The sequence below is a fragment of the Bacillus sp. AFS002410 genome, from assembly GCF_002556365.1.
Lineage (GTDB): Bacteria > Bacillota > Bacilli > Bacillales > Bacillaceae_G > Gottfriedia.
Genome location: NZ_NUEU01000013.1, coordinates 33250 through 59651, shown reverse-complemented (window position 1 = coordinate 59651; position 26402 = coordinate 33250). Strand labels below are relative to the sequence as shown.

The 26402-nt window shown below is 33.3% G+C and carries 23 protein-coding genes; 4 read left to right on the top strand and 19 right to left on the bottom strand.

Annotated features, from left to right (window positions below; all coding sequences use genetic code 11):
* The first annotated feature begins 60 nt into the window (after window positions 1–60).
* Window positions 61–1563, top strand: coding sequence for an IS21 family transposase (istA, locus tag CN692_RS10820; protein ID WP_098119173.1), 1503 nt, complete (start codon window positions 61–63; stop codon window positions 1561–1563).
* Window positions 1560–2291 (top strand): IS21-like element helper ATPase IstB, encoded by a 732-nt coding sequence (gene istB, locus CN692_RS10815; RefSeq protein ID WP_098119172.1) that lies wholly within the window; start codon window positions 1560–1562, stop codon window positions 2289–2291. Before istA ends, istB begins: the two co-directional genes overlap by 4 nt.
* A gap of 1 nt (window position 2292) precedes the next feature.
* On the opposite strand, the gene CN692_RS10810 is transcribed toward istB, so the two are convergent.
* The 5 genes from CN692_RS10810 to CN692_RS26670 all read right to left on the bottom strand — a co-directional run bounded on the left by CN692_RS10810 (window position 2293) and on the right by CN692_RS26670 (window position 5328).
* A complete protein-coding gene (locus CN692_RS10810; protein ID WP_098119171.1) occupies window positions 2293–3483 on the bottom strand; it encodes a hypothetical protein in 1191 nt (396 codons plus the stop codon).
* A gap of 501 nt (window positions 3484–3984) precedes the next feature.
* A complete protein-coding gene (locus tag CN692_RS26680; protein WP_257144010.1) occupies window positions 3985–4119 on the bottom strand; it encodes a hypothetical protein in 135 nt (44 codons plus the stop codon).
* Window positions 4119–4397 carry a transcriptional regulator gene (locus CN692_RS10805; RefSeq protein WP_098119170.1) on the bottom strand — a complete coding sequence of 93 codons (279 nt, stop codon included), beginning with the start codon at window positions 4395–4397 and terminating at the stop codon, window positions 4119–4121. Before CN692_RS10805 ends, CN692_RS26680 begins: the two co-directional genes overlap by 1 nt.
* Window positions 4398–4838: 441 nt before the next feature.
* Window positions 4839–5015 (bottom strand): cytochrome c biogenesis protein CcdC, encoded by a 177-nt coding sequence (locus tag CN692_RS26675; protein ID WP_257144009.1) that lies wholly within the window; start codon window positions 5013–5015, stop codon window positions 4839–4841.
* Between the two features lie 37 nt (window positions 5016–5052).
* On the bottom strand, window positions 5053–5328 hold the full coding sequence (locus tag CN692_RS26670; RefSeq protein WP_257144008.1) for a cytochrome c biogenesis protein CcdC: 276 nt from the start codon (window positions 5326–5328) through the stop codon (window positions 5053–5055).
* Between the two features lie 352 nt (window positions 5329–5680).
* On the opposite strand from CN692_RS26670, the gene CN692_RS10795 reads away from it, so the two are divergent.
* On the top strand, window positions 5681–6097 hold the full coding sequence (locus tag CN692_RS10795) for a TIR domain-containing protein (protein ID WP_098119169.1): 417 nt from the start codon (window positions 5681–5683) through the stop codon (window positions 6095–6097).
* Window positions 6098–6124: 27 nt separating this feature from the next.
* Window positions 6125–6613 carry a RipA family octameric membrane protein gene (locus CN692_RS10790; protein ID WP_098119168.1) on the top strand — a complete coding sequence of 163 codons (489 nt, stop codon included), beginning with the start codon at window positions 6125–6127 and terminating at the stop codon, window positions 6611–6613.
* A gap of 799 nt (window positions 6614–7412) precedes the next feature.
* On the opposite strand, the gene CN692_RS10785 is transcribed toward CN692_RS10790, so the two are convergent.
* The 14 genes from CN692_RS10785 to CN692_RS10720 all read right to left on the bottom strand — a co-directional run bounded on the left by CN692_RS10785 (window position 7413) and on the right by CN692_RS10720 (window position 26401).
* Window positions 7413–7697, bottom strand: coding sequence for a hypothetical protein (locus tag CN692_RS10785; RefSeq protein ID WP_098119167.1), 285 nt, complete (start codon window positions 7695–7697; stop codon window positions 7413–7415).
* Window positions 7697–8458: an RHS repeat domain-containing protein gene (locus tag CN692_RS26460; protein WP_098119166.1), complete on the bottom strand. Its 762-nt coding sequence runs from the start codon at window positions 8456–8458 to the stop codon at window positions 7697–7699. Before CN692_RS26460 ends, CN692_RS10785 begins: the two co-directional genes overlap by 1 nt.
* Before the next feature lie 464 nt (window positions 8459–8922).
* Window positions 8923–9495 (bottom strand): hypothetical protein, encoded by a 573-nt coding sequence (locus CN692_RS10775; RefSeq protein ID WP_098119165.1) that lies wholly within the window; start codon window positions 9493–9495, stop codon window positions 8923–8925.
* Between the two features lie 39 nt (window positions 9496–9534).
* Complete coding sequence (locus CN692_RS10770) at window positions 9535–14478, bottom strand: RHS repeat domain-containing protein (RefSeq protein WP_098119164.1); 4944 nt, start codon at window positions 14476–14478, stop codon at window positions 9535–9537.
* A 737-nt stretch (window positions 14479–15215) separates the two neighbouring features.
* Window positions 15216–17351: a type IA DNA topoisomerase gene (topB, locus tag CN692_RS10765; protein ID WP_098119163.1), complete on the bottom strand. Its 2136-nt coding sequence runs from the start codon at window positions 17349–17351 to the stop codon at window positions 15216–15218.
* 100 nt (window positions 17352–17451) lie between these two features.
* Window positions 17452–18435: a toprim domain-containing protein gene (locus CN692_RS10760; protein ID WP_098119194.1), complete on the bottom strand. Its 984-nt coding sequence runs from the start codon at window positions 18433–18435 to the stop codon at window positions 17452–17454.
* Window positions 18436–18446: 11 nt separating this feature from the next.
* On the bottom strand, window positions 18447–20894 hold the full coding sequence (locus tag CN692_RS10755) for a SprT-like domain-containing protein (protein WP_098119162.1): 2448 nt from the start codon (window positions 20892–20894) through the stop codon (window positions 18447–18449).
* A 24-nt stretch (window positions 20895–20918) separates the two neighbouring features.
* Entirely contained in the window at window positions 20919–21185 is a 267-nt protein-coding gene (locus CN692_RS10750) for a hypothetical protein (protein WP_098119161.1), read from the bottom strand.
* 4 nt (window positions 21186–21189) lie between these two features.
* Window positions 21190–21642, bottom strand: a complete 453-nt coding sequence (locus CN692_RS10745) for a hypothetical protein (RefSeq protein ID WP_098119160.1) — start codon at window positions 21640–21642, stop codon at window positions 21190–21192.
* Between the two features lie 9 nt (window positions 21643–21651).
* Window positions 21652–23292, bottom strand: a complete 1641-nt coding sequence (gene mobP2 / locus CN692_RS10740) for a MobP2 family relaxase (protein WP_098119159.1) — start codon at window positions 23290–23292, stop codon at window positions 21652–21654.
* A 7-nt stretch (window positions 23293–23299) separates the two neighbouring features.
* Entirely contained in the window at window positions 23300–23548 is a 249-nt protein-coding gene (locus tag CN692_RS10735) for a hypothetical protein (protein WP_091024467.1), read from the bottom strand.
* Window positions 23549–23825: 277 nt separating this feature from the next.
* Window positions 23826–24689 carry a hypothetical protein gene (locus tag CN692_RS10730; RefSeq protein WP_098119158.1) on the bottom strand — a complete coding sequence of 288 codons (864 nt, stop codon included), beginning with the start codon at window positions 24687–24689 and terminating at the stop codon, window positions 23826–23828.
* Window positions 24690–24708: 19 nt separating this feature from the next.
* A complete protein-coding gene (locus CN692_RS10725; protein WP_098119157.1) occupies window positions 24709–25284 on the bottom strand; it encodes a hypothetical protein in 576 nt (191 codons plus the stop codon).
* Window positions 25285–25294: 10 nt separating this feature from the next.
* Entirely contained in the window at window positions 25295–26401 is a 1107-nt protein-coding gene (locus CN692_RS10720; RefSeq protein ID WP_098119156.1) for a bifunctional lytic transglycosylase/C40 family peptidase, read from the bottom strand.
* Window position 26402 lies beyond the last annotated feature (1 nt).

Genomic DNA, 26402 nt, shown 5'->3' with positions numbered 1-26402 from the left:
TCTCACTAACCTCTACTGTTTTGATTGACGAGATCTTAACAGCTTGGGGGAAATGAAAGGATGCTAGCAATGCCTGAAATAAATTATATCAAACATTTAAGGGAGAACGAAGACTTATCTCTCTCCGAGATTGCAAGAAAGACAGGTAAAGATTGGAGAACAGTAAAGAAGTATGCCGATGGGGATGTTCCCACAGGTAAGATCGGAATTCGAAAAAGTGGGATGATGGTAGAAGACGGTTATGGTGAGTTAGTGGATGATTGGTTAGAGGAAGATTTCAAGTTAAAGAAAAAAGAAAGAAGAACGAACAAAGTAATATTTGAACAGCTTCAGAAGGAACATGAGTTTCCAGGATCTTATCGAACAGTATGTGAGTATATTCAACATCAAAGACCTCATATCAAAGAATTAAAAGAAAAGCGTTATGAGAGATTAGAACACCCTCCGGGTGAAGCGCAAGTAGATTTTGGGAACATGACAATAGTACAAAATGGAGCATACAAAGATATTAAGGCTCTTATCTTAAGTTTTCCATATAGTAATGCAGCATTCGCATACCCGTTACCAGCAGAAAATTCTGAGTGTTTTCTTGAAGGTCTAACAAAATTGTTTCACCAAGCTGGCGGTGTACCGACACATCTTAGAATCGATAACTTAACTGCAGCCGTTGTGTCCATTGGTAAAGGAGACAAAAGAGTATATACAGACGCGTTTTTAGGGTTCCAATCCCACTATCGTTTTGAAGTACAGGCGTGTAATCCAGCCAGTGGACACGAAAAAGGAAATGTAGAAAAGAAAGTCGGTTATATAAGGAATAACTTCTTTGTGACTGCCCCACTTATGGAGGACTTTGATCAATTAGCCGAATGGTTATCTAAGCAGATGCAGAAGGATCAAAAACGTCTGCATTATGATAAGGAAGTTTTAATAGAAGAGCTTTGGAAAGAAGATAATAAGAGTTTAAAATCACTCCCTACGCAAGACTTACCTATATTCTCAGTAAGCACCTATAAAGTGAATAAATATGGTGAAATTACAGTAGATGAAGAAGCGTATGTCGTGCATAAAGCTAGGATGAAACAAAGTCTCATTATCAAGAAAGAATGGGATAAATTCACTTGTTACACGAATGATGGAGAAATGCTATATCAAGAGTCTCGCCCGTATATGAACAAAAGCAGATCTATTCCATGGGAAGATATTCTAGAGGATTGGATTAGAAAACCTCGCTCTGTTACCTATTCACGATATTTTAAGTATTTACCAAAGAACGTTCAAATTTATCTGGCAAGGCAAAAAGAGACATTGAAAGAACGAGTTATTGGCCTTAAAAAACTTTTAGCAACTCACACAATGATAGCCATTGGAGAAGTATTATCCTTTGATAATCGCTTGGGCTTGAAGCCACATGAGCTTGGGGGCATACTGTCAGAAAAGACAGCTTACCCAGTGAAAATGCCAGAAACCTACACACCGCAGGTGTTATTGAACTATGAGACTGATTTGCATTTATATGATCAGAAACTATTTCCTCAAGCTGAAAGGAGAGTTTCTATTACATGAATACAAATGACATAAAAGACGTATGTAAAACACTCCATCTTGCTTATATTGCGGACCATTATGAAGATATTCCTTTTGAAAATAAACAACAGTTTTTATTTGATGTGCTGGAACATGAAGTTAAGACGAGACTGACAACCAAAATATCTAGATTAATAAAAAAAGGAAAGTTTAGAGAGTTAAAGTGGTTAAAGACATATGAATGGTCTGATCAAATTCACTTACCCTCTACGACAACAAAGAAAGAAATCTGTGAGTTAAACTTTATTAAAGAGAAGCACAATTTAATGCTTCTTGGCGCGCCTGGTACCGGAAAAACTCATCTAGCAACAGCATTAGGCCTGAAGGCCTGTGAGCAAGGATTGGATGTGCGTTTTTACCGGGTAGCAGATCTAGTTGGAGATTTAGAAGAAGCTTTGAAACAGAGGTTAAAAAGGCAAATCGAAAAATGTGACTTACTTATTTTAGATGAATTAGGGTATGTTCCATTTCAAAAGGAAGGCTCAGAACTACTTTTTCACATTATAGCAGACTGTTATGAACGAAAAAGCGTAATTGTCACTTCAAATCTTGAATTTGGTCAGTGGAATCGTATATTTGGGGATAATCGTCTAACATCTGCGTTGGTGGACAGACTTGTTCACCACGCTCACGTAATAGCATTTACTGGGGAAAGCTATAGGCTGAAAAATGCCCTTTCTTCTGTAAAGTTACACAACGAAAATTAGATTAAAAGAGAGCTTGCAGGTCTCTGCATTTTTCGCTGCAATTCTCTGTATTTACTGCTTGCAAAAAACAACCATTGATTGTGACATTGCTTAACCCTGTAGGTGAGGGTTGTGTTAGAAAAGCGAATGCTGTTCCTGTCGCTGAATCAAATTGACCTGCTTTCAGTACATAATCTTCTAATGAAGAATCCCACTTAGAAGTAGCAGTAGAATAATTTACAGTTGGATTAGCACTTGAAACAAATGCGTCAGATGAATTAGTAACAGATGTTGTTGGATCGATATAAATAGGAAATACTCGATCTGTACTTTCTAACCAATCTTTATCCGCATTAACTGTTAGTTTATAACCATTTTCAATCTTTTCGATTTCAAACTTAACTTTATCAGAGGTGACTGTATCACCAGTCTGCTCATCAATCTTAGAATCTGACATATAAGGCTTTGGTAATTCAAATACCTTTTTCCCTTGTTCGTCTTTCATTTGGATATTACCATTTTCATCAATTGAAGCAGTTAAATCTGTTAAGAGTTTAAATATAAAAATATGATAACCATCATATTGGCTTATAACGATATCTTCTTTAATATTTTCATTAAAAGTGTGGTTTTGAAGATCGATGTGAGGAAAAATGTCTTTATGGACAATTTTATTTGTATTTTCAACAAACTCGGCATCAACATCATTTGCTTCTACTGTTGTTCTATTTTCTCCTGCTGCTTGCAATATTGATAATGACATCGAATGTCCTTCATATGTAAAATCAGCATATTTACCATTTGACATTTTTTTGAGGAATTCTGTATCAATAGCAGTATTTTCGGTTTTTACAATGTTTGATTGAGATTGTACTTCTGTTAACTCGGGAGAGATTTCTACATATTGTTCCTCTCCTTCTTCTTTTATATGGACAGGTTCAGAATAAATTTTTTCCGTATATTGTCCATTACCGTTATAAAACGTTTTCGTATTTTCTGTTCGTTTATCAATCAGTTCTCCCGTTTCCGGCTCAGATTCCATAGTAGACAATACTTGTCTATTTGTTGTTTTCTTTTTTACAGGAATCAAATCTGCATTTGCATCTTCTGCGGGAATAATTTCACTTGCTAAAATTTTCGAAGGAACTAAACTGAAAATAAGAAAAAGGACAAGTATCCTTATTAAAAAGCTTCTTAAAATATGCTTGCTCATGATATAGTCGACCCCTAAGTATTTAGTTATTCTTTAAAAGTTACCGGTCATTATTTTTTATTACACCTCCATTAAAATTTCATTACTTTTAAAGACTTTTATATTATAGTTTCGTTATAAAAATATTACAATTGTAAATTTTGTTAATTTTAATTATATTATTTTTATTTATTATTTTCCGATAAATCAAATTAATACGAATACAACTAATTAAGTCCGCAATAATTGCAAGTTTTATTTTGCCACTAGTTGTAGTGTAATTATTTATTATTTAATGAGAAATAATGGAAGATATTTTTACGAGTTATGCATAATCTGTTTTGCAAACTGTTCTCACAAAGGTACAAACAAAAGATTAGTAGCAAAAATATAAATAACTCTTTATCACCAGCCATAATAAATACAACGAATAAGCGACTAATGTGAAAAAAGCATAGTTAACTTAAAAAAGTCGGATTCTATCTAGTTGAATCTGATTTTTTTATAATATAGAAACCCTTATTAATAAATTTCAGTTAATTTGTCGGTAACAATGTTTAATTCTTTTGTAAGTTCGTAATGTTGGTTTGATAACACCATAAACTCAATATCTAGTTTATCTAGTTCGTTTTGTTCTTTAGATAATGACCTCAACATTACAGCCCTCTTTGTTGTTGTAAATCTACTAGTCTCTTTACTGATAACATTTCAAAATCAGTTAAATTTAAGGCACTGCAGCCATCTAAAATCCTAATTTCATAATGAAGTGTCAGTGGTAGCTCATTTCTTTCTAGCTTAGCCAATACCCCTTGGTCTATCTTGCATATAGCCCGAAATTGAGTCTGAGTTAAGTTCCTACACAATCGAATGTATCTAATCGCTTTGTAAGTAATTTTCTGTTGGTACGGTAGGCTAGTCACATCTACCCCTATCATTTGTTCCACCACTTTATTAAAGTTCATAATTTATGAAGTTAACGGTAAATAAAAGAGACGCAGCTTTTAAAAGCTACGCCTTAAAGAAAAGGGAATATTCCAATGTCAGTCATTACCGTAGAGAAGTTATTTACTTCCCCTATAGCTTGTAGTCTACAAAAAGGGTAGCTAGTACAGGCTATTCCTTAATAAATTATTGTCTTTTAAACAGTCGTGCCCAGAAAGATAACTTTAGCTTTTCAGCAGCAGCCACTTCAATACGTGCTTGTTTTTCATTCTAATAATTGGACCAAAATTGAAAATAAGTGATAATCCTAATTCCTGTAACAAACTACTTTGCGGTCTATGACAGTAACCCTGTCACTATGTCTTTTTGGAGGTAATGATTTGCCCTAGATTGAAGGGCACTCAGCAGATCCCCTAAATAAGAAATTTAGTTTTTTACGCGTTCAGATGATCTTTTATTTCACTTCTTAGCAGTTTACGGAATTTTAGAAAAGATACAATTCTCCAAGGTAAAACATACCCAATTACTACGGTAACAAATAATGCTCCTTCTGTTTCTGGGCCAAGCCATTTTAAATAATCACGAAGTAAGAATCGAATGATAAATACCACAAGAAAAGAAATAACAAAGCCTTTGTTTTTTTACGGCTTAAATATGCTTATCTGATCGTAGTTCGTAGTTTGTCGTCCTAATAAGTGGGACGGATAACAAAAATCCGAATGTAAATGCGCAGAACCATTCCCAACTAACAGCATTGACCTTTGGGTTCATGATCACAGGGAGACTAATGATTAACAAGTATAGTATTGGCAGGAGTAAACGAACTCCTTTTCCTTTGATTGGGCGATACATAGCTCTGGTCCTACGCCATAAAACCAACGCTGCAATTACAACGACAATCATGTAAAACAATGAAGAATTCATTTTCCCACCCATTAAATTGTTTTATTTTTACTATATAGAATTTAAGGATTTTGAATAGTGCTATTAGTTCTATAAGGAATCGAATTTGAGGATTTCTTTAACAAACAAGCATTTTATTGTTTTGGGTGACATTTTTTCTTAGCTTGATGGCTATGTGGCTGTACCCCTGTTTGAGGTGTGGTTTAGGGTAACTTAAAAAAATGATATCTTCAAAATTATTACTCCTTAACATATCAAATATATATTAGCACTTTTTATTCTATGATTATTAGATTAGAATAAACAGTATATTTTTCAGCTAAGAATAAACAATTGAAGAAATACGAAAATAGCACTCAGGAGGAATATTAATATGCCAACCTTAAAAACCTATGATTTATTTATCAGTCACGTATGGAGAAAGGAAGAAAATTCCGAATACTATCGTCTTGTTAACCTTCTTCAAAGTACTAACAATCTAAAGATGCGTAATTATTCCGTACCAGAGCACGATCCTTTAGGAACCAAAACGAATAAAGAACTCCTCGAAGCATTAAATAGACAAATTAAATCTGTGAACTGTGTACTGGTTGTGTCTGGTATGTATGTAAATCACCGTAGATGGATTCAAGAAGAAATTAAAATTGCTCAAAGTTATAACAAACCGATAATTGGAATTGTCCCATGGGGACAGGAAAGGATTCCGCAAGAGGTTCAAAATATTGCAAAAGAAATGGTTGGATGGCAAACGAGTTCTATTGTTGAAGCGATAAGAAAACATTCATTGTGATAGCTGTTACACGAAGGAAAAATTATTATGACACAACAATCTAATGAGGAAAATCAATTTAATTTATTAGCTGCTAATCGTGATAATTACGGAAACAGCTATGACAATCACTTTTTTGAACAATATAAGCTTTACGTTGAAATGGCCGATAGAATTAGCTTTCTAGGAGTAAATACTACTCTAATTACAGTACTCACAACGCTTGCTCCTAAATTTAAAATGGCAGCAATTTGGATTACGCCCCCTTTTATTGCAGTATTACTTTTTTGCTTTGTATGGTGGCGTATAGTGAAGTCATACCGTCAACTTAATTCAGGAAAATATAAAATAATTGGTGAGATAGAAAACTATCTACCTTTAAAACCATATGCTGCTGAATGGAAGGCATTAGGAGAGGGTTCAAACCCTAAACTTTATCAGCCTTTAACTCATGTAGAAAATTGGATACCTATTCTATTTGCTCTTCTTTATACGATTCTTTTAGTAATATTTTTGGGAGTTAAGTGTTTTAACTAAATAATAAAAAAGAAATTTAACAATTATCGGTAATGAAAAAAGCCCCTTTAATGAGGATGTTTTTTCATTGCCGATAATTGTTTTTATGTAAACTAGTTTTGCATATCAACTGAAAGTTCAAAATAGGCTTATTTTCAATATAATTACATATTGAAGAAATCATCAGCTTTGAATCGGCTACACTTTGTTAGACAATTAGTAGACTAGAGTTAAACTACTAGGTGAGATACATATAACCGGTAATGAAAACAGAAATATTAAATTTTTTTAATTTTTTCAACTTTATTTAACCCGCTATCCATTGATATTGGTGCTTTTACCTACTTCATTTACTCGGTAACACCTTTGGCAGCAAGGACTTTTTTTGAGAGGCGAACTTATCCAATTTTACCTAGCCTTGTATGAAGTTCTTGTTCCTTAGGTCGGAGTAAACGAACATATATAGAAAAAAATGCACTATCTATTTTGCAAATAAATACATAAACAATTACATAAAGGTACACCTAAACATATACAACAATATATACATCATCATGAGCAAACACATCTACAGACCTGTATATAGAATAATGTATGAAAAGGGAAATGAATTTGTGGTTGCAAAGGTAATTGTAATTTGAATCTAAAAAGATGGTTATAAGCGTAGGATAATAAATGAATTTTGTCACTCCCTCATGAAATTATTCCATTATTCCTTCTAAAGTTCCATGTAAGGACCATTACTCCGCTAAGAAGCTGATTAAAATTATTTGGAAATACTCAAACCTGTTACAAATTCTCTAAAACTATCATTGCTACCTTACTTAAAACATACCCAAGTTCCCATAAATATAATGCCTGCAACGGCAGATGTACCGAGAATAAAACCAGCATACCAAACTGCTGCCGTGATTTCTCCCATGGCAATGGCTAAAGGCGTAAATATATAATACATAGAGGAGCCAGCAATCATTTTAGTAATAACGCCCAATGTAATCCCCGAACCTATCATAGCTTTACTTGCAATAGAATAACGATAATATAGATTTTTCAAACTTTTACCTAATATCTTAAAACTAAACATCCCATATGTATCAATATTCATTACTGGGTTGTTATTAGCATATGTATATCGTTTTGACTAAGTGGTTCAATTGCATTGCCTGGATGCAGATCTAGCGCTTGGAAATTTCCGTTTTCTGGATTATAGTATCGTGCTTGTAAGTAATAATGGTTAGATTCAGTATCATAATAATATACTGCATATCGAATCGAGTTTTCTTGTGCAATAACTCCTGTCTCACTTAATACATTTCCATATGCATCATAGGTATATGAACCTATTTTATTCCCATTGTTATCTAATATAGATACTACGTCGCCTTTATGGTTTGTCAAAAAATGATAGACTTTTTCTTGCCAATTTCCACTTCCATCTTTATCACGTATAACCATGCCAAGCGGTGTTCCTGCAGAATCCCATTGGTAGTATCTGTACTGCTTAATACCATTCTCATCACGAATAATTTCTAATGAAAGATTATTAGATTCATAGAAATATTCATGTGTTTCATTTCCAATGATTTTCTTCGTACGTAAGTTGTTCTCGTCATATTCATAACGAGCGACTTCTACACCTTGGAGTGTCGTAATGCGAGTTTGTTGCCCAAGAACGTTGTATTCGTATTTGTAATTTTCATCTTGCGTTAGGTTTCCGTCTTTGTCATAGCTATACGCCGTTCCGTTTTTAGTTGAGATTTGGTTTGCGGCATTATAGGTAAAGTTGTCGGTTACCCCATTGCGAGTCTCAGACGTGCGATTTCCAACAGCGTCATAGCTGTAACTATTGGTAGTACCATCTGGCAAGGTCTCATTAGTTAACTGATTATTCTCATCGTACAGATACGAGGATGTTCCGTTTGACGTCGTTTCACTTTTAATATTTCGCTTTGCTTTTGTATCACTAATAGCGTTTACTTAATTATACTTTGTTTATAGCATGGAGCTGACAAGATTATTGATTATTTTGCAACAATAGTCAAAACAAACTTTAAGCTGAAGCTATTACAATATTTGCTAGTAAAGAACATGTAGTTGATATTTACTGCGAATGCGATGAGTATTCGGAACAGGAACTTTACTAGCATGGACAAATAGATTTAAGGTAATCTGAGACAAGAATATTATCCTATTAATTATAAAACTGTATTATTCTATTTTAACAACAAATAATAATCTAAACTGTATAAAAAACCTACGATTATAATTCGTTTGTAAGAATGAGTACTTACTAGTAAGAATTAATCGTAGGTAGAGTAAAACTATTTTATTTATTTTTTATCTAAGTTATTAATCACTTCAATTTTTCGAATCTCTAAATCATGAAATATTTTCTGCTCTTTTTTTGTCATTGCACTAATTTCTTTGTATTTAATAAATGAATCGTTATTTATATTGTACACCACATAATCCAAAGCTAAATAAAAAATTTGCGTTGATGTTTCCTTGAATGCAAATACTGGAGCGAGAACAATTTTATCTTCATGAGTATTCTTCAATTTAAAAATTTGGTCTGAAAAGTTTCCATTATAATCATACCCAATTATTAATTCAAATTTGTGTTTATTTTTCAAATAATTCATTATTTGAGAAAACATTGGTTGATCAAAACGCAACTTATTTTTTAAATAAATTACGTAAATTATTCCTAAAATACAAATATACATCCCTAATACTTCTGTAAGTGTTAAAATTTGAGGATATACTAGTCCTAATAATATAAGAATAATTAAAGCGATAAAGAAATGTGTAAAGATTCTTTTTAATGAAGCTTTAAAAAAAATGGTCATTAACCATTGATAAAAAAAACATCCTAATATTAATAAAGCATCTAAACTTTCCACAAGAATAACCTCTTTATTTAATTTTAAATTTTTTAAAAATTAATATTTAATCGTAATTTTTTTATCATATTTTCCGTCTACATAGTCTAATCCCATCGCCAACAAGTCTCCAATGGAACTTCCAGTAATCTCAAATACTATATTTACAACGGTACTAATTGTGGTTGCAGCAATTTTATAACCAATATGTTTTAAAGCATCCTTTAATGTAATCTCTAATTGACGTTTACCCATTTGCAACATTTTTTTCAATAATGCTCTTTCAGAATAAATAGCATAGTAAGGAGCGATTACAATTATTGCTATATTAAGAGCTGTTGCCATGTGTCCTCTTGTTATACTTATTGATGAAGCTCCTAATGGATCAAAATTTATCACAGGATTATTATTCGCATAAGTATATCCATTTTGAGTAAGAGGTTCATTATTTTTTCCCGAATAAGGATCCAGTGCTAAGAAATTACCATTCTCAGGATTATAATAACGTGCCTGTAAATAATAATGTTTCGTCTCATTATCATAATAATATCCTGCATAACGAATAGAATTATCTATCGCAATTTGTCCTGTTTCACTTAACACATTCCCATAGGCATCATATGAGTATGAACCTATATTATTCCCATTGTTATCTAAAATAGATACTACGTCGCCTCTATGGTTTGTCAAAAAATGATAGACTTTTTCTTGCCAATTTCCACTTCCATCTTTATCACGTATAACCATTCCAAGCGGTGTTCCTGCAGGTTCCCATTGGTAGTATCTGTACTGCTTAATACCATTCTCATCACGAATAATTTCTAATGAAAGATTATTAGATTCATAGTAATATTCATGTGTTTCATTTCCAATGATTTTCTTCGTACGTAAGTTGTTCTCATCATATTCATAACGAGCGACTTCTACACCTTGGAGTGTCGTAATGCGAGTCTGTTGTCCAAGAACGTTGTATTCGTATTTGTAATTTTCGTCTTTAGTCACATTTCCGTCACTGTCATAAGAATACGAAACACCATTTTTGGTCGCTATTTGGTTACCAGCATTATAAGTATAGGAATGTGTTACACCATTGTGAGTGTCAGATGTGCGATTTCCAACAGCGTCATAGCTATAACTATTAGTAGTGCCATCTGGTAGAGTTTCATCTGTCAACTGATTATTCTCATCGTATTGATATGAGGATGTTCCGTTTGACGTCGTTTCACTTTTAATATTACCGGCATTGTCATACAAATATGAGATACTTTGATTCACGGCACCTGCATATGTGATGGTGTCAAGTTTATTTACTGTATTTAGAGTGGATGTCCTCGAAAACAACTCACTGTTAGACGTTGGATTGACGCGAAGGATCGTCTTCTTATTCGCTATGTCATAACTGTAAGCATACGACATGAGCTGACTGAGCCCCGTTGTCGAAAGTGTCTTTAAATTACCATCTGAGTAATAACTCAATGTTTGTGCAAGGCTCCAATTTTCTGTACCTGAACCATTTTTATAGTCTATCGACTTGTTGGTTGCACTGTTTATATTTTTTGAATCATTGTACTGATAACCTAACGAGAAATTGTCCCCTTGCGTATTGGTATCAAGGTTTCCGGTACCGCTGTTAAAATCGAATGTCTTGCTAGAGATCACATTGCCAGATTGGTCTTTAAGCGTAATACCTGTGACATTGTTGCTACTATCATAATCGTTGTGCTGAGTTAGGCTGTTCCCTGAACCATTGCTTGTCACAATGTCTTGTACATTTTTATTGTCGTCGTACGTGTTAGTTTGTGTAATACCAGAGAACTTCGTCAACGTATCCAAAGATCGGTCACTATTATAATGGTAATGCATGGATCCAAGAACCGGCAAAGTGGCCGTAAACGGTTGATTATTCACATCATACGTATAGCTCTTCTCGCGACCAAGTGCATCCTTCGAGAATGTCAGATTGCCGTTATTGTCATATTCATATGATGTCGTTTTACCCTTAGCGTCTGTAATCGTAAGCAAGGTATCATTTAACGGATTGTACTCATATGAGGTTTTGTGCCCATTTGCATCTGTTTCATCCGCCGGATTGCCATAAATATCACTTGTTGTTGACGTTACTGAGATCGGTGTGGTGTCATTTAGATTTGCATATTTCTTTTGTACCGTAACTAAACCGTCAGGCTCATAGGTGTATTTTGATAAGTCCGGATTGATCACAGTTCTGACACGCCCCATGTCATCATAGGTATAGCTTGTGTTCTCTGAATCAGTTGTAGTTCCATTCTCTGTTGTTGTTGATTTTTTGGATGTGACATTTCCTTTGTTATCAATGTTTGTTGTGCTGAAAGTTACAATCCCATTTTTATCCTCATTACGAATTGATGAACCGTCATAATCTCCTAACGCGAAAAAGCCTAATTGGTCAATTCCATCATTAAAACCATAAGTATAATTAGTTGTATATTCGATCTCTGGCTCGCCCGGTACCCCATTTTCATATGTTATTGTTTGCTCTTGCTCTTCAGAAAGATAGTATGGAGAGTCAAATACCCTGGTAAGGATAGTTTGTCCAGTCGTAATGCCGTCGTTATCCTTTGTCGTTGTAGTTTCTGAAGTGCAATTTAAGTCATCATTATACTGGTATGATGTAATAGAGCCGTCACTGGTAACTATTGTATCGACCGGTCGTCTATAATCACTTGTATTTAGATAATAAGTGTCTGTTTTGTTTCCAGAAGTGACCGTCGTTGTGTCATCACTATAGTTATAAGCTGTTACTTTTCCGTCAGGATCCGTAACTTGGATGTTTCCATCTCCAAAAGTAAACTGAGTGGTATGACCATTAGGATCTGTAAAACTTTTTATTGAACCGTTAGCATCATAAGTATAATCAGTTGAATAGGTCAAGGTTTGTCCTGAACTTCGCTTGTACTGATAACTAACTTTTTTCAAGTAACCATTTAAGAAAGTGTAATCAATTGTAATATCACCGTATTTTACACTGGATACAGTCTGACCCTGATAAGAAAATATTATTGGTGTGCCTACTTGAGTTCCTGAAGAATTTTTTTCGTATATCTTTACTAATTTAGAACTATTATATTCGAATTGAATTTTATTGTGATTCAGGTCTTCATAAGAGTCTATATTATAAGTGTAACTACCGTATGAACCTACGAAATTCTTCTTTAATCCTGTAGAATCTGTTATTTGAAACTTCACCGTTTGTCCGTCAAAATCACTAATCGAAAATTTTAATTTAGAACCACTTAAATCAGTATAGTTATTACCATCCTCAGAATAAAACTGATGAAGCGCTCCGTTTTGATCATAATAATCTATACTTTGCTTATCCTCGTCTGTTTCAATTCTTTCACTACCAGTAAATGTCCACCCTTGTCCAAAGGGAGACCAAGACTCTGATCCAATTTCTGAACTATTAAGAGTTCTCACTAATTGGTAACTAAGTGAACCTTCCGTATGCATTTTAATATCCGGAATTTGGACGACTCCATTTTCCGCTTGAAGGTTAATATTTAAAGCACCATTACCAAGTTTCAGTGTGTCATATTTGTAGAAATTCTCAATTCCCTGGTAACCAAATTGTTTATAATACTCATCCCCAATTATGACACGATTTGAATCATAGCTTGTGTTCCCTGCTACGTCGGTTACCTTTAAATAGATCGTGTAAAATCCTTTCAAAACATTAGGTGTCCAATAACCTAAAACCCCATCATTTACTTGGTCTGTTGTAGTGCTAATGTCAACCGGATCCATATTAGTTTCATCTTGAACATATTGTAGTTGATAATGATCGAAATTGTTGTCGGTCGCTGTTCCACTTATCTCAAGATGACTAGTCGTATCCGTATTTAGGCTAATTGGTTCCAATTCTGCTTTTGGCATTGTTTCGTCTAAGTATATTGTCTTATAACCTAAATCACTAATATTTCCGAATTCTCCACGTATTCTTACATAAACATTTTTCAGACCGTCTCCAGGTGGAGTTCTCCATGTTAGACCTTCACTTGATAAGCCTACATATGGTTGGTAATTGATACCGTCAAAAGAAACGGATTCATAAATAGTACCACTATAGCCATTTGTAATGGTTGTTTCAATATGTATATCTCGAGAGTTAGTAAAACTAGCGCCATTATCTATTGTAAAATATCCAGTAGGAGCGACAGTTAATGGTGATACTGAAGGAGTGTCTGCGTTCTGAGTCGTTGTACTTGCATCATTATCTGTTTTTTTAACTGCAACTGCTTGTTCAGCATTTATACTGATTTTATCTGAATTTCTAACCATGTGCCACTTCGAAGTTTTGGTGGTCTCCTTTTTTCCAGAGTAAAATGGTAAATCGAACGTTTTCGATTCATTTGTCTTTATGAGATCACCACTATCTAATTGAATTTCGTCATTCCCAGTAAAATAATCTGTTTCGGAACTGGCTAGACGATATCCTTTTTCTTTTGTCCAACTTTCAAGACCATCGTTTTTAACTGTAATTGACGCGGTTTGATGGCTATCTATATCTATTGAATCAGGAATCTTACTTGATACAAGAGATGCGGAGTAAACTTTTCGAGCAAAAGCACTGTCAGTTGCAATTTCAGTTGATTCTCCTTGTTTATTAATACCAGAAATTGATAAGTAGTAAGTTAACAATGATGGAACAGACTTATAATACTTAAACTGACTAGTGTTTGATACTACAGTGTTAACAATCTCTGCCCCTCCCGGTTTAAGTCCAATTTTAATTCGATAGTTAGTAAATTCTGAATTTGGTGTCCAAGAGACAACCAGTTTATCAGCATTGAAATCGTTTGGATGTTCAGAATCATAACGTTGAATTTTTGCATTTTCAATTTGAACTGGTGATGCCGCTTTGACGATTCCAGTGAATTTCTGAAATGGAATCATACAGATTAATAGCGTAAAAGTAATTAAACATATCAAACTTTTTTGGATTAATGTATTTCTAAATAATTTCACTACTACTCTCCTTATTTATCAATAGATTTAATCATTACAAAAACTATAAAAAATGTGTGAAAATACTGTCCTATAAGACCGGTGCATTAATAATCACTCCAAATATATAGAAATAAGAAACAACAGTTAAATGTACTTGAACTCTTCTTAAAGGAACTGTTCATTATATAATACTAACTATGTTTAACCTATCTTATTTTGAAGAACACATTTTTTAAATTTTTATAAAATTATGACATTATAGATTTTATTGGTAATTTTACACATGGTCAATTGGGGGAATTTGATGAAAACAATGAAAAAAATTGCAGTTTATGATTTTCATTTGTTGAAAAACGTTACTATTTGGTAATTTAAATATCTCAATAATAAAATGGAACTCGGATCAATTATTCAGATTAATTAAATAAAAGAAGAGGAGAATAGTATTTTCTTACTTTCTTACTTACTTTCTTACTTACTTATGACCATTCCCCGTTTTTGATACTACGGAAATTACTAAACATATCAGCCTGTATAATTAAAAATTCTTTTAATTGCATCTTTTGAATAAAGATTCTTTGTTTCTCATTTTGAAAAATAGCTAATAGAAGCTGTTCTTTTTGTAAAAGGATTCATTTGCTTTAACCGACCGATTCCCTGAAAGTTTAGTCAGTCTATGTTGTAAAAAAATCTGAGAGTACTGTTAAACTTTCTCAATTTGAAAATTTATGCTACTTTTTTTGAGAAAAGGTTTTCTAATCGTTGAATTCAAACTCAATCTTACCATCTTGATTCAGTTTTAGATAAGCGTCAAACTCTTTCGATTTTCCTCTTAATCCTTTAATAAGTGCTGTCTTATTCCCCTTCAACAATTTTTGAGCAATTGAGGGACTAATAGATTTACCCAAAAATGTTCCAGAAATCGAAAATTTACAGCCATCTTTATATGTTGTGCAGCCATAGAATGTTTTTCGGTGAACAATTGAACCTTTTTTGAATTTAGGACATTGTCCAATCTGTTCAGCATTGTCAAGCCTTACAATACCTTTATTAATTGATTCAGAATTTAATTGACCTGGCACTTCATCAATTAAATTCGTTAGAAACTTTTCAATGTTTGATAAGAATACATATTGTGAACCTTCACCACTACCGATTTTATGTAGATACCTTTCCCATTTCGCAGTCATGGAGGGACTTGATAACAAATTCCCTTCAATTGATTGGCATAGAATTTTCCCTTTTTCGGTGACACTAACAATATTCTTTTTCACTTCAATATAACCATGTTTCTTGATTGTTTCGATGATCCCAGAACGAGTTGCTTCCGTTCCAAGCCCTTCCACTTCTTTTAAAATCTCCATTTCTTCTTCATTTTCAACTGATTTACCGCATGTTTTCATCATTGAAATCAATTGACCTTCTGTATAAGGTTTAGGTGCGGTTGTAGTTCCTTCTTTTAATTTCACAATACTTACTACTCTTTCGTTTATTTGAAATACTGGTAAGGCTTGTGAGCCTTCATTTTTCGTTTGATTCTCATTTTTTTCATTATTTTTAAATAATTCTTTCCAACCTTTACTTATTTCTGTGTTGCCAGTCGTCTGAAATTCAAGACCTTTGACATTTGTCACGACTTTTGTCTCCTCATAAATGTAATCCGAATGGAACATTGCAAGTGTTGTTCTTAATATTTCAAGGTATATATTCTTTTCGTCTCTTGTTAAGTCTTGTAAATTACTTTCAGAAGGAATAGTTTTAGTTGGAATGATGGCGTAATGCTCCTGGACTTTCGAACCGTCAACATAACGTTTGTTTGGTACTTTTGAATAATCAAATTGTTGTCCAACAATCTTTTGATAGTTTTCTACATTGGAGACCAGATAATTGTATTCATTCTCTGTGATGAGTTGCATATCCGTTCTAGGATAAGTGACTAATTTCTTTTCATATAAAGATTGCATTGTTTTTAGAACATTCGCAGTGCTCGTTTTCCACTTTTTATTCGCAGATGCTTGTAATGTTGAAAGTGAATGTAATTTTGGTGACTTAGTGCGCTTTTTATTTTTTGTGATAGACTTTACAAATCCTTCGTTTTGTCCTGAAATATGATGTTGATTTAATATTGCTTGTACTACTTCTTTTTTCTCACTTTTAATCTTTGCCTTTCCCCTATAATTACCGTTGGCAACGGTAAAATCCCCTTCAATCTCATAGAAAGGCTTTGGTTTGAAGTTATCTATTTCTAACTGTCGTTGATAGATTAGATATACTGTTGGACTTTGAACCCGTCCAATCGAAAAGCTATCTTTTAAACCTTTTTGTTGAAGTAATAACGTATATAAACGGCTGCCATTGATGCCAACCAACCAATCAGCAATTTGTCTTGTTTTTGCTTCATTGTATAGTAGTAGATCCTTTTGATTATCATGTAAATTCGCAAACCCTTTTCTTACTTCATCAACTTCTAATGAATTGATCCATAACCGTTTGATTTGTTTGTTTTTAACACCTGTTAAGTTAAAAATTGAATTGAAAATGTTTGCTCCTTCGCGGTCTATGTCGCAAGAATTTATGATAGTATCTGCTTCTTTAAATAACTTTTTAACGGCGTTGAATTGTTCTGATTTTCCGTAAGCTATTTTAAATTCATATTGTCCTGGAAGAATCGGTAAGGAGGATAAACACCACTTTTTCCACTCCTGGTTATATTCTTCAGGTTGTTTTAGCTCAACTAAATGTCCAATTCCCCATGTAATAGTTGCTCCGTTTGGAAATGTGCTGCATGAATTTAATTCGATGGATGTTTTCGTTCTATTTTTTACTGAAAAGGCCTCGGCGTAGGCTTTTGCTTGTGATGGTTTTTCGGCTAAAATGACCACTCTGCTCATTTATATTACCCCTTTTTTTATTAACCCTTACGGTACGTGATATTTTCTTCTAATAAGATAAAGAAAGACTAATTATAAAATGAAATCAGTCTTTCTATTTTCATCTTTCTAATACTAATTCGGTATTATTTTTCATGTTTAATTGCTTCATATTGGCTATTTTCATTTGCTTTTTTAATTGGTCATTCCAATCTTTCTCACTTGGAAGATCCACTTCAAGTACAGATGGCTTTACTAATTTCTTAATGGTTTCTATAAAGTTCCAACCAGCTTCATCATTATCAACCGCAAGTACCCATTTCTCAATGGCATGTCCTTCTTTTTTGGCATCAATATGCGATTGAACGATGGTTTTAGGCTTTAATCCATCCATACTCACTAATCGTACATTCGTTAAGTTGTTTTGTTTAATGGACCAATAGGACAAGAGGTCAATTGGGCTTTCAAACGCAATAACCTTTGTTGGTTTACCAATATCAATCGTAAATCCACTATGCTCTTTTCCATTCGGAAGTATTTGTTTGAAACTGCCTCTCCTATTATCCATTTTGATTGTTCCTTGACGGTTAGCCCCTACTACTTCGCCTTTACCACCCTGTTCTTTCCACTTAAAGACGACATTTTTCCGTTGATCCTGGACGATAAATTCATTCATTATTAACCAATCCACCAAGCGAGGATTGATTTTACGTTCATTTACTAAGTAGTTTTGTATTGCGTCTGTCTCTTTGACATCTAAAAAAGCAGGATACCGAAATGGTCCCTGCTTTTTGTTTAGTTCAATTTGACGTTGTTCTCTATTTTTTTCGTTATATTTTAGGTCATTAATTTCTTTCACTGCTTCTGGAAAGGTTAATCGATAATACATCATCGCAAAAGAGATAGCTCCTACGCCCTTTTCTTGCTTACTATTCCAATAATAGAGATTATCCTTAAAGACAAGCGAATCATGTTCCTGGTGGCGATAATAACTGGCTCCACTCTCTTTCTTTAGATGTTCGCCTTTTGCTTCTAAATAATCGATTAAATGAATCTGTTTTGCGCTTAAAATCTCATCTGATGAGACATATTTTGACGTTGCCACCAACTAATCCACTACCTTTCCATTTCATGTGCGAATGGTTTCGCAAATGATGTTTGTAGGCTATGATCCTTTAAAAGAGCTGATACCTTTTCTTCCATCTTTCCAACTGTAGTTTTTGTCATGACACCAGTAGACAGTAACGTTTCTTTTGACTGATAGTACACGTTTTCGGCATTTAAACGGTCAAGAATCACCTCTTCTGTCAAAGGGCCTTTTTTTTCTTTTTGAAGCAAGATAAGATACGTTATGTAGTCTGTTTCTAACGTATGGATTTTCTCTTGATCTTTTTTGTGCAATTCATTATAAAAATTAGAAGTTGTTCTTTCACGAATATCATTTACGTCTTCTTTCGTGTAAAATTCTTCTTTCATCGCAATATGAGTAAACTTATCAACCATCCATTCATTTTCTTCAGAACGAGTACTTCCATATGCACGAAGTCCTCTATTTATCTCAGTTGCTTGTAAACTTTCAACTACATACTGTTCAATTTGTTTTTTTACATGTTCTTTTGTTAAGACTGGACCAGCTTCTCTATTTGCTTGTATATCCCATTTAGACTGCATATACTCAAGATCTTTTTTGTGTGAAGGATGGTTCTTTAACTCATCAACAATCGATTTGAAAGATCCATCTCCGAAATCAATTCTGTCCATTGCTCTTACGATCATTTCACCAGTTTCATTAGGGTATAGATAATGGACTCTTGTTTTTTCATACCCAAGATGATGTTTTGCTTCAAACTCAGCTTCTTGTAAGACCTTATCTAATTCTTTCAATGGCATTAATTGCTTCGTAATGACTGCTTCACTCCAAACAACATATCCCATTGGCTCTGTGATGTGTTTATCAGTGATGATAACTTTATCAGAACCGAGCATTCTTCCATCAAACTGATTAATTTGTTTAAGAATTTCCTTGTCATCTGTTAATTCGTACATACCTGGTTGATTAAAGAGATTGAGATAGTTTTGATCTGTAAACACTCGTTGGATCTGTTCATCCGTCATATCCTTAATAGGAACTAACTCAGCTTTGGACATGTTATTTTGAACATAATAAAAATGACCATAACGTTCTCGAATTTCTTCAAGAGATAGGTCATTTTCATTTTGTACTTTATGGACTACTTTTTCTCCACCATACAGTAAGTAGGTTTCACAAAGCTCTTTATATAGTTTTGGTTCTTGAATGTAAATTTGTTTTGCGATGGATGAAAACGGCTGGTTCTCTTCCATTTTTGACATCATAAACGTTTGAGGTGTATAGATATTTCCCTCAACGTCGATCACTTTATATTTTACTGATACATCAAAACATTCATTATTTTTCAGTCTAAGGGTACCATCTTCATTAATCGTTTTCTGTAGCTCCTGGTTAAACTGAAATAAGAAGTCATTCGCTTCTTTAAAGGTCATTTCTGTTAAGGTCATTTCTGTTCCTTGTTTTACTTCATTTATGTCTGAGTACTCAAAAACGACTTTCGGTTCTAGCGTTTCCTCTATTTCCTGTCCTTGATTTCTTTCTTGTACTAACTCTGATTCGATTGTTTCAATAAACGAATGTGCAGTTTCCTTTACTTCATCTAACAAACGAATTTTTTCTTCGAATTTTGATTCATCTTGAGTGTAGTAGTGAATGTATTTTAAGCTATATTCAGATGTATCTAGCCCTAGGTATGAAGCTACTGTGAATGCAGTTAATTCTGCCTGGAACTCTCGTTCATGTTGATTATAGTCATTTCGCTTTTCCAAGGTATGAAGAACAGCATGGACTAGTTCATGTATCAAAGTCTTTACATTTTGTAGTTCACTGTTTCTAGGATTTAAGGCGACTTGTTTTAATTCGGAGTAACAAACACCCTTTGCTGCACCTAACTCTTCATATGGTGCTACAATTTTGATTCCGTTAGTTTCAGCAATTTTTTCTAATGCTTGATAGACTAAATCATAATCCTTTACTTTGCTCTCTAACCATCTATTTGGAAAAAGCTTTGGTAAATCCTCAGCCCTCGCATTTGTTTGCGCGATATCGAACACATGCGTAATAGTATAATTTAATTCTGTATAGACTTTGATTTTCTTTTCTTGAATCAATCGTTTTTCTTCTTCTGTTGCTTTACTAATTGGGATCTTCGGTCCATTTTTCTCACGTCTTAAATAGTCAAATTTCATTGGTTTGAATATCTTAATGCCTTTTTCACCTTTGTTGACTGTGAATCCACTTTTCTTCCAAAATTGAAAATTCCCAACAGCTTCTGCCCCTGGGAATTGATTTTCGATTAACGCTGCATTTCGATTCGAAAAATTGTAGAATTTCGATTTAAATAGTAGGTACTCTTTTAATTGTTCAGATGAATGAAAATAGAAATCTACTTTTTGGTTCAATTGTTCTGTTAGATCATGTATCTCTTTTTGTCGTTCTTCAGAGGTTTTAGGTTGATACGCTTTTATCGCCATTTTTAACCATCCTTTCCATCTATTTTAGATTACGCTACCCTCTTCATCAACTTCATAACTATCGTCGCCCTGTAATTCTTCTAAGTTCCATTCAGAAGGTATTGGTAAATCCTCTACTAATGTTTTTGAATTTTCATCAAATGGAATAATTAACTCATCTTCACTTAATAGTTTAAAATGTAACCATTTCACTTCATCTGGCGTTAATGGAATCACAAAATCTTCCTTTTCATTTGATAAGATTACCTCAGTTTCCCCTACCATTTTGACAATTCCTAATGATACTGTCATGTTATTACCCCTCCTTTTTTTGATATTTTTCTTCCCAATCAATTTTTCTTTGTCGTTTATTTTCTATTCTCTCTTGAACGATATTTTCAGCTGTTTTAATTGCAGCCATTTTTATATCTTCAGTTGTGATAATGTCAGGAATATCCTGATGATAGATTAATCCATTGAATAGTTCGATTAAGATTTGAGTATTTCGATCTGTATTGTTTGTCCCTAGTCTGACTCGCTTTAACTCTTCTCGTATATTTTGATTAATCGAATCCGTTAATATCGTCATGACAGATTTAGAAATATGATTAAGTGACCATTGTTCTCTTCTTAGCCGTTGATGATCTTTAATCAAAAATGCAACTGCATCTCCGTTAAATCCAATATTTTGTTCTCTTTTTATTTCTTCAATATAATCAATTGCATCTTCATTGAGTGATACTCTAAATTGTTTTTTTTCCTCTTTCATTCAATTACACTACCTTTCAAATTCAATTTCTTGTTGTAGACGTTGATATGCCATTTGATTCTTCCAATTTTTATATTCACTATTTAACATGCGTTCAATGCCATACTTCAATTGATTTAAACCAGCATTTCTTTTCAAATTCTCTCTCTTTGAAGAACCTTTTTTAAGCGATTCTTCTAATTTTTTTTGTGCCCTATCATACTCTTTTATCTCTTGTAAAAAATCATTTCCTAATCGTTTATATAGTTCATTTACCTTATTCTCCTTATAATTCTTATATCGTTTTGCATTTCCTTCTCCGTAAGTTTTTTTATAGACTTCAACTTCTTTATCTAATTTTTTGAGAAGATCTTGAAAGTCTTTCTTGTGATATTTCCCGATATATTCTTTTGATAATTTGTCTAACATTGGTTTCACTTCTGATATCGATTGATAGCCATATGACCACTGTCTACGATCATTGGGAAGTCTTTTATAGATTGCGAGAAAATCTTTTTTAAAGGAACGATTCTTAAATGAAAAAGTACTGTCTTTCTTTTTTGAATCGACAATACTTTTTCGAATGATGTCATTAATTTTCGTTTGTTGATGAGAACGATCCATTATATTGTTAATGACTTTTGATTTCATCGCGTCTAATGATTTTAATTTCCGTTTCCCTCTTTCTTTCGTAGGTTCAGGTTGAACTGTTGCGATATGAACATGAAGATTTTGCGTGTTGTAATGAATGGCTGCTGACCAATATGATTTATCCTCCATGTTCTCTTTTTTTAACATCTCATTCATCGCTAGACGAACAACATCTTTCATTTTTTCTTCATCAACAACATGCGTCTTTGAATCATACAATCCATGTTCTTCTAACCATTTGTTGTCAAAACTAATAACATCTTGCCACATGATACTTCCTTTATCATGTGCATTTTGAAAAATATTTTTAACTTCGAGTTTCTCTTTATCATCTAAATGATTTGTGTTACTCGTAAACAATGAAGACGTCTTTTCTGGGCTGCCCATATAGTCCATATAGGAATCAAAATCTTTTAAACGTTCGTTTGTTTGATCTACCACATTTACTTCTTTTTCAATTCGTTTTTCCAAGTAAAGAAGATAGTTTTGTTTCCGTTCGATTGTTTCATCTATTTTTACTTGTTTTGGTTTAACAAGCAGTCTAATCTGTTTTGTGGTTAACTCTAAAATTTTTTCATCAATCGCAAAATCTTGTTCATACGATTTATGATTTTGAACTAATTGATTAAAGGTATCTTGTAGTTCTTTTTTCTCTCTAAAACTAAAAATTTCAGACTGAAAAGCAAATAGTTTTTGTACCGAGTTTAGATCATCCAAGTAGTCTTGATACTCATTGTATTGTTCTTTTTTAGCTGACAGTTTATTGATTTTTTCTTTTTCACTTTTAACATTTTCTTTCAATCGCTCAATTAAAAGTTCTTTCTCTTGAATAAATTTTTTTTGATTACTTTTTTGAAGAACAAGACTCTTTTGACTATAGCTCGAATAGTCTTCATACATTTCATTTCGCTTTGCTTCATCACGATCTACGTAATCAATATAGGTTTGAAAGGTGGTATTACTAGGTAACACAAATTTTGATTTCACGATTACACTTGCTGCACGATTCGTTGTTGCCATGTAGTCATCACTCTTCCATCAATTCTGTAATGATATTTCGTAAATGCCCAACTTCAAGACTCATCAATTCCATCATCTCAATATTTTTCACAATTAGTTGTTCATATCTTTTTTCACGTTCATCTACTTCAGGTGTTACTGCAATTTTAGTTAAGATTGAACATAATAATTTATCTCGTGAGATTGAACTTTTCTTTGCCATCTCATCAAACTTTTTCACAATCACTGGATCTAGATTTCTAATTTTTATTTCCATTTCTATACTCCTTTTCTGTTAATGAACTGAATTTGGCCAAACACTAAAATCGAAGAGAAAGAGCATAAGGAAAAACTGCCCCCAACATGGTTGTGGGACTAGGCAAAGCCTAGTGTTTTCTTGGGTACTCAAAAAATCGCTAAATAGGCGCTTTGTAGGCGCATTTTTTTGCCCGATAGTCGCTTTATAGGCTCTTTCAAAATGCGAAATAGGCGCTTTATAGGCTTTTTTGAATTTTAGAAATTAAAGAGAAGAGAAGTTAAAATCACTTCTCATCTTACAATTCCCCACTTAAATTGCTCTCTCTTTTTTTCAATTCTAGCTTCTCAATTTTTTCATTTAATAACGTTATTTTTTCTTCAAACTGTTTCTTTTTTTCACTTGATTCATTGATTAATTGTTGGTATCCATCAATGATACTTTGTGTTTCTGCCTTCTCATCTTCTGTTTGATAGATGAGTTTCTCTTCATTGTTTTTGATTTCATTTTGAATCGTTTGTTGCTTTGTTTCTTCATTTTGGATATCATTTTTAGCCCTTTTAATTTGAAGATTTGTTTCTTCAATAAGCACATCAGATAGATAAACTTCATACTCTTTATCTGTTTTTACGTCAATTTTTTCTAGTTTTACTTTTCGTTGATCTGCGTAAAGTGTTGTTAAAACTTGTTTATGTTTCTCCGATTTTTGATGACTCGTTTGTTCCATTTCATTAAACTCTTCATCCGTTTGTTTGATGACATCTAATGCTACTTGTTGAAATTCATTTGATAGTCCATAGATTTTTAAGACGTAAATTTCATCATCATTAAACACCGTTTTTACTTGTAAACCATTCGAATTTCCGTTTCGTTGGAAGACATTAAATAGCACATCGTTCTCCAGATTTTTGATATCTTTCGTCAGAAGTGTGACTTCCATTTCGTTCTTAGACGGATCATACAACCATGATTGAATGATGACCGAACCACTACCTGGAATCGATAATTCTTCATTGATTGTTGTATTTCTAATTGGTATTTTTTCAGTAAAAATGAATTTTGAAGATAAAAAAAATGAGAATCCTAATGTCACAAAAAGTAGGATTCCCATAAAAAAAACAGATGATTTTTTTCGCAAGTTCACTCGATCTCGTTTAAACATCTACCTCTTCCTTTTCAGTTTATTTTGTTGAATCACTGACATCTTTAATGTTTGTCGCTATCCACTTCTCACCCATTTTTTGAAAAGAAACAACGACAATTAAATTTGTTTTATCGACATTTCCAATCGCAACAACTTTCAATTGATGTGTAAACGCAACCATCACATCGACTTGATTTTGATTCGGTTTTAGTTCTTGAACATAGTATTGTTCGTTTGAAATACTTGTCTGAATTTGGTCCTGGTACGTTGTATCTGATGGGAAAAATCTCTCCCATAATTCATTTGTCATGATATTTTTTGCAGCTATTCGGCGCTCTGAGTATCCTTCTTTTTGTTGAACATAAGCTGAGTGAACAAATAATTTTGCATCTTCGATTATCGTTTGATAATGCTTTACTCGATTAGTAGGAGAAAATAAATGTACCGTTACTTTCATTTTCATGTTTTCATTTTGAAGGGAAATATTCTGTTCTTTTAGTTTAGATAGATTGCTATTTTCTTTCTGTTGATGAACAAAAAAGTATAAATTTATAGCTGTTAGAAATATAAGTAAATAGACTCCTAGCCATTTTATTAGTTTAATAGTATCCATATTTCACATCCTAATTATCAAAATTGGCCACTCGACCATAAGCATATAAATGTGATTTCCAGTACGAATTAGTTAAATCAGTTTCACCTACTCCTACGCTATGAGTATCATACATTTTTCCATTTCCAATATAAATGCCGACGTGTGTTACCGTTACACCGGCGTTATATGTTCCACTAAAAAAGACTAAGTCACCAGGTTTTAATTGCGCTTGTGTGATCTTAGTTGCAGCTTTATATTGTTCATTTGCGGTACGTGGAAGATTCACATTAGCTTCTTTAAAAATCCATTGCATAAGAGATGAACAATCAAATCCTTCTTCCGGATTGTTACCTCCAAAGACATAAGGCATGCCTTCATATTTGTATGCTTCTGTTAAAACTAGCTTTAATTTTCCACTCGCATTTGCAAGTGCACTTCCATCATGTAAAGGTAAACTATCAAGTGCTGCAACACTCTTTGGATGATAATATTTTAATACTGCATCTACATATAAGGGATCTCCATAACAGGCTCCCGTTGGGACTGAATCACCTCGGATACAAGAATACTTCCCTGTGTATGCTAACTGACTATACATCATTTGCGAGAACTCAATCGCTAGTTCTTTCGAGTATTTACCACCGTTTTTTTCTTTTGCATAGTCAATAAAACCTCCGCCAAAGTTGTAAGACTGAAGCCCTAGCAATACGTCTTGTCCTGCACTTTCCATTACATTTTTGAAATGTTTTACACCTTGTGTGATGGACGCTTGTGGTGAAGTAATACAGCCAATATAACCACACAAGCTCTCTGAAGATTTCATTGGATCACTTCCTCTACCAGCACTTTCTTGCATTATTAAGGCAAGAATTAGGTCTGTATATTGAGTGATTCCGTTGGCCATTGCTTCTCGGTAAATATCATCGCGATAACCTTCTACTAATTCATTTAATGGCGCACTTCCAATCTCGAATCCTGTTGTATCGAATGTTATTCCGAAATCTGTTCCTTGTTGTGAAGTGTTGTTGACGAGTACAATAAAAATCCCCATAATTAGCACGAGCAGGCTAACAATGAGGATCGTGGCACCATATACATAAAACTTTTTAGGAATTAAATTTAATATAAAGTGCATA

What these genes read in the sequence shown, in the direction of transcription:
- istA (WP_098119173.1), top strand. Translation starts at nt 61, where the DNA reads ATGCTAGCAATGCCTGAAATAAATTATATCAAACATTTAAGGGAGAAC.
- istB (WP_098119172.1), top strand. Translation starts at nt 1,560, where the DNA reads ATGAATACAAATGACATAAAAGACGTATGTAAAACACTCCATCTTGCT.
- CN692_RS10810 (WP_098119171.1), bottom strand. Translation starts at nt 3,483, where the DNA reads ATGAGCAAGCATATTTTAAGAAGCTTTTTAATAAGGATACTTGTCCTT.
- CN692_RS26680 (WP_257144010.1), bottom strand. Translation starts at nt 4,119, where the DNA reads ATGTTGAGGTCATTATCTAAAGAACAAAACGAACTAGATAAACTAGAT.
- CN692_RS10805 (WP_098119170.1), bottom strand. Translation starts at nt 4,397, where the DNA reads ATGATAGGGGTAGATGTGACTAGCCTACCGTACCAACAGAAAATTACT.
- CN692_RS26670 (WP_257144008.1), bottom strand. Translation starts at nt 5,328, where the DNA reads ATGAATTCTTCATTGTTTTACATGATTGTCGTTGTAATTGCAGCGTTG.
- CN692_RS10795 (WP_098119169.1), top strand. Translation starts at nt 5,681, where the DNA reads ATGCCAACCTTAAAAACCTATGATTTATTTATCAGTCACGTATGGAGA.
- CN692_RS10790 (WP_098119168.1), top strand. Translation starts at nt 6,125, where the DNA reads ATGACACAACAATCTAATGAGGAAAATCAATTTAATTTATTAGCTGCT.
- CN692_RS10785 (WP_098119167.1), bottom strand. Translation starts at nt 7,697, where the DNA reads ATGAATATTGATACATATGGGATGTTTAGTTTTAAGATATTAGGTAAA.
- topB (WP_098119163.1), bottom strand. Translation starts at nt 17,351, where the DNA reads ATGAGCAGAGTGGTCATTTTAGCCGAAAAACCATCACAAGCAAAAGCC.
- CN692_RS10755 (WP_098119162.1), bottom strand. Translation starts at nt 20,894, where the DNA reads ATGGCGATAAAAGCGTATCAACCTAAAACCTCTGAAGAACGACAAAAA.
- CN692_RS10750 (WP_098119161.1), bottom strand. Translation starts at nt 21,185, where the DNA reads ATGACAGTATCATTAGGAATTGTCAAAATGGTAGGGGAAACTGAGGTA.
- CN692_RS10745 (WP_098119160.1), bottom strand. Translation starts at nt 21,642, where the DNA reads ATGAAAGAGGAAAAAAAACAATTTAGAGTATCACTCAATGAAGATGCA.
- mobP2 (WP_098119159.1), bottom strand. Translation starts at nt 23,292, where the DNA reads ATGGCAACAACGAATCGTGCAGCAAGTGTAATCGTGAAATCAAAATTT.
- CN692_RS10735 (WP_091024467.1), bottom strand. Translation starts at nt 23,548, where the DNA reads ATGGAAATAAAAATTAGAAATCTAGATCCAGTGATTGTGAAAAAGTTT.
- CN692_RS10730 (WP_098119158.1), bottom strand. Translation starts at nt 24,689, where the DNA reads ATGTTTAAACGAGATCGAGTGAACTTGCGAAAAAAATCATCTGTTTTT.
- CN692_RS10725 (WP_098119157.1), bottom strand. Translation starts at nt 25,284, where the DNA reads ATGGATACTATTAAACTAATAAAATGGCTAGGAGTCTATTTACTTATA.
- CN692_RS10720 (WP_098119156.1), bottom strand. Translation starts at nt 26,401, where the DNA reads ATGCACTTTATATTAAATTTAATTCCTAAAAAGTTTTATGTATATGGT.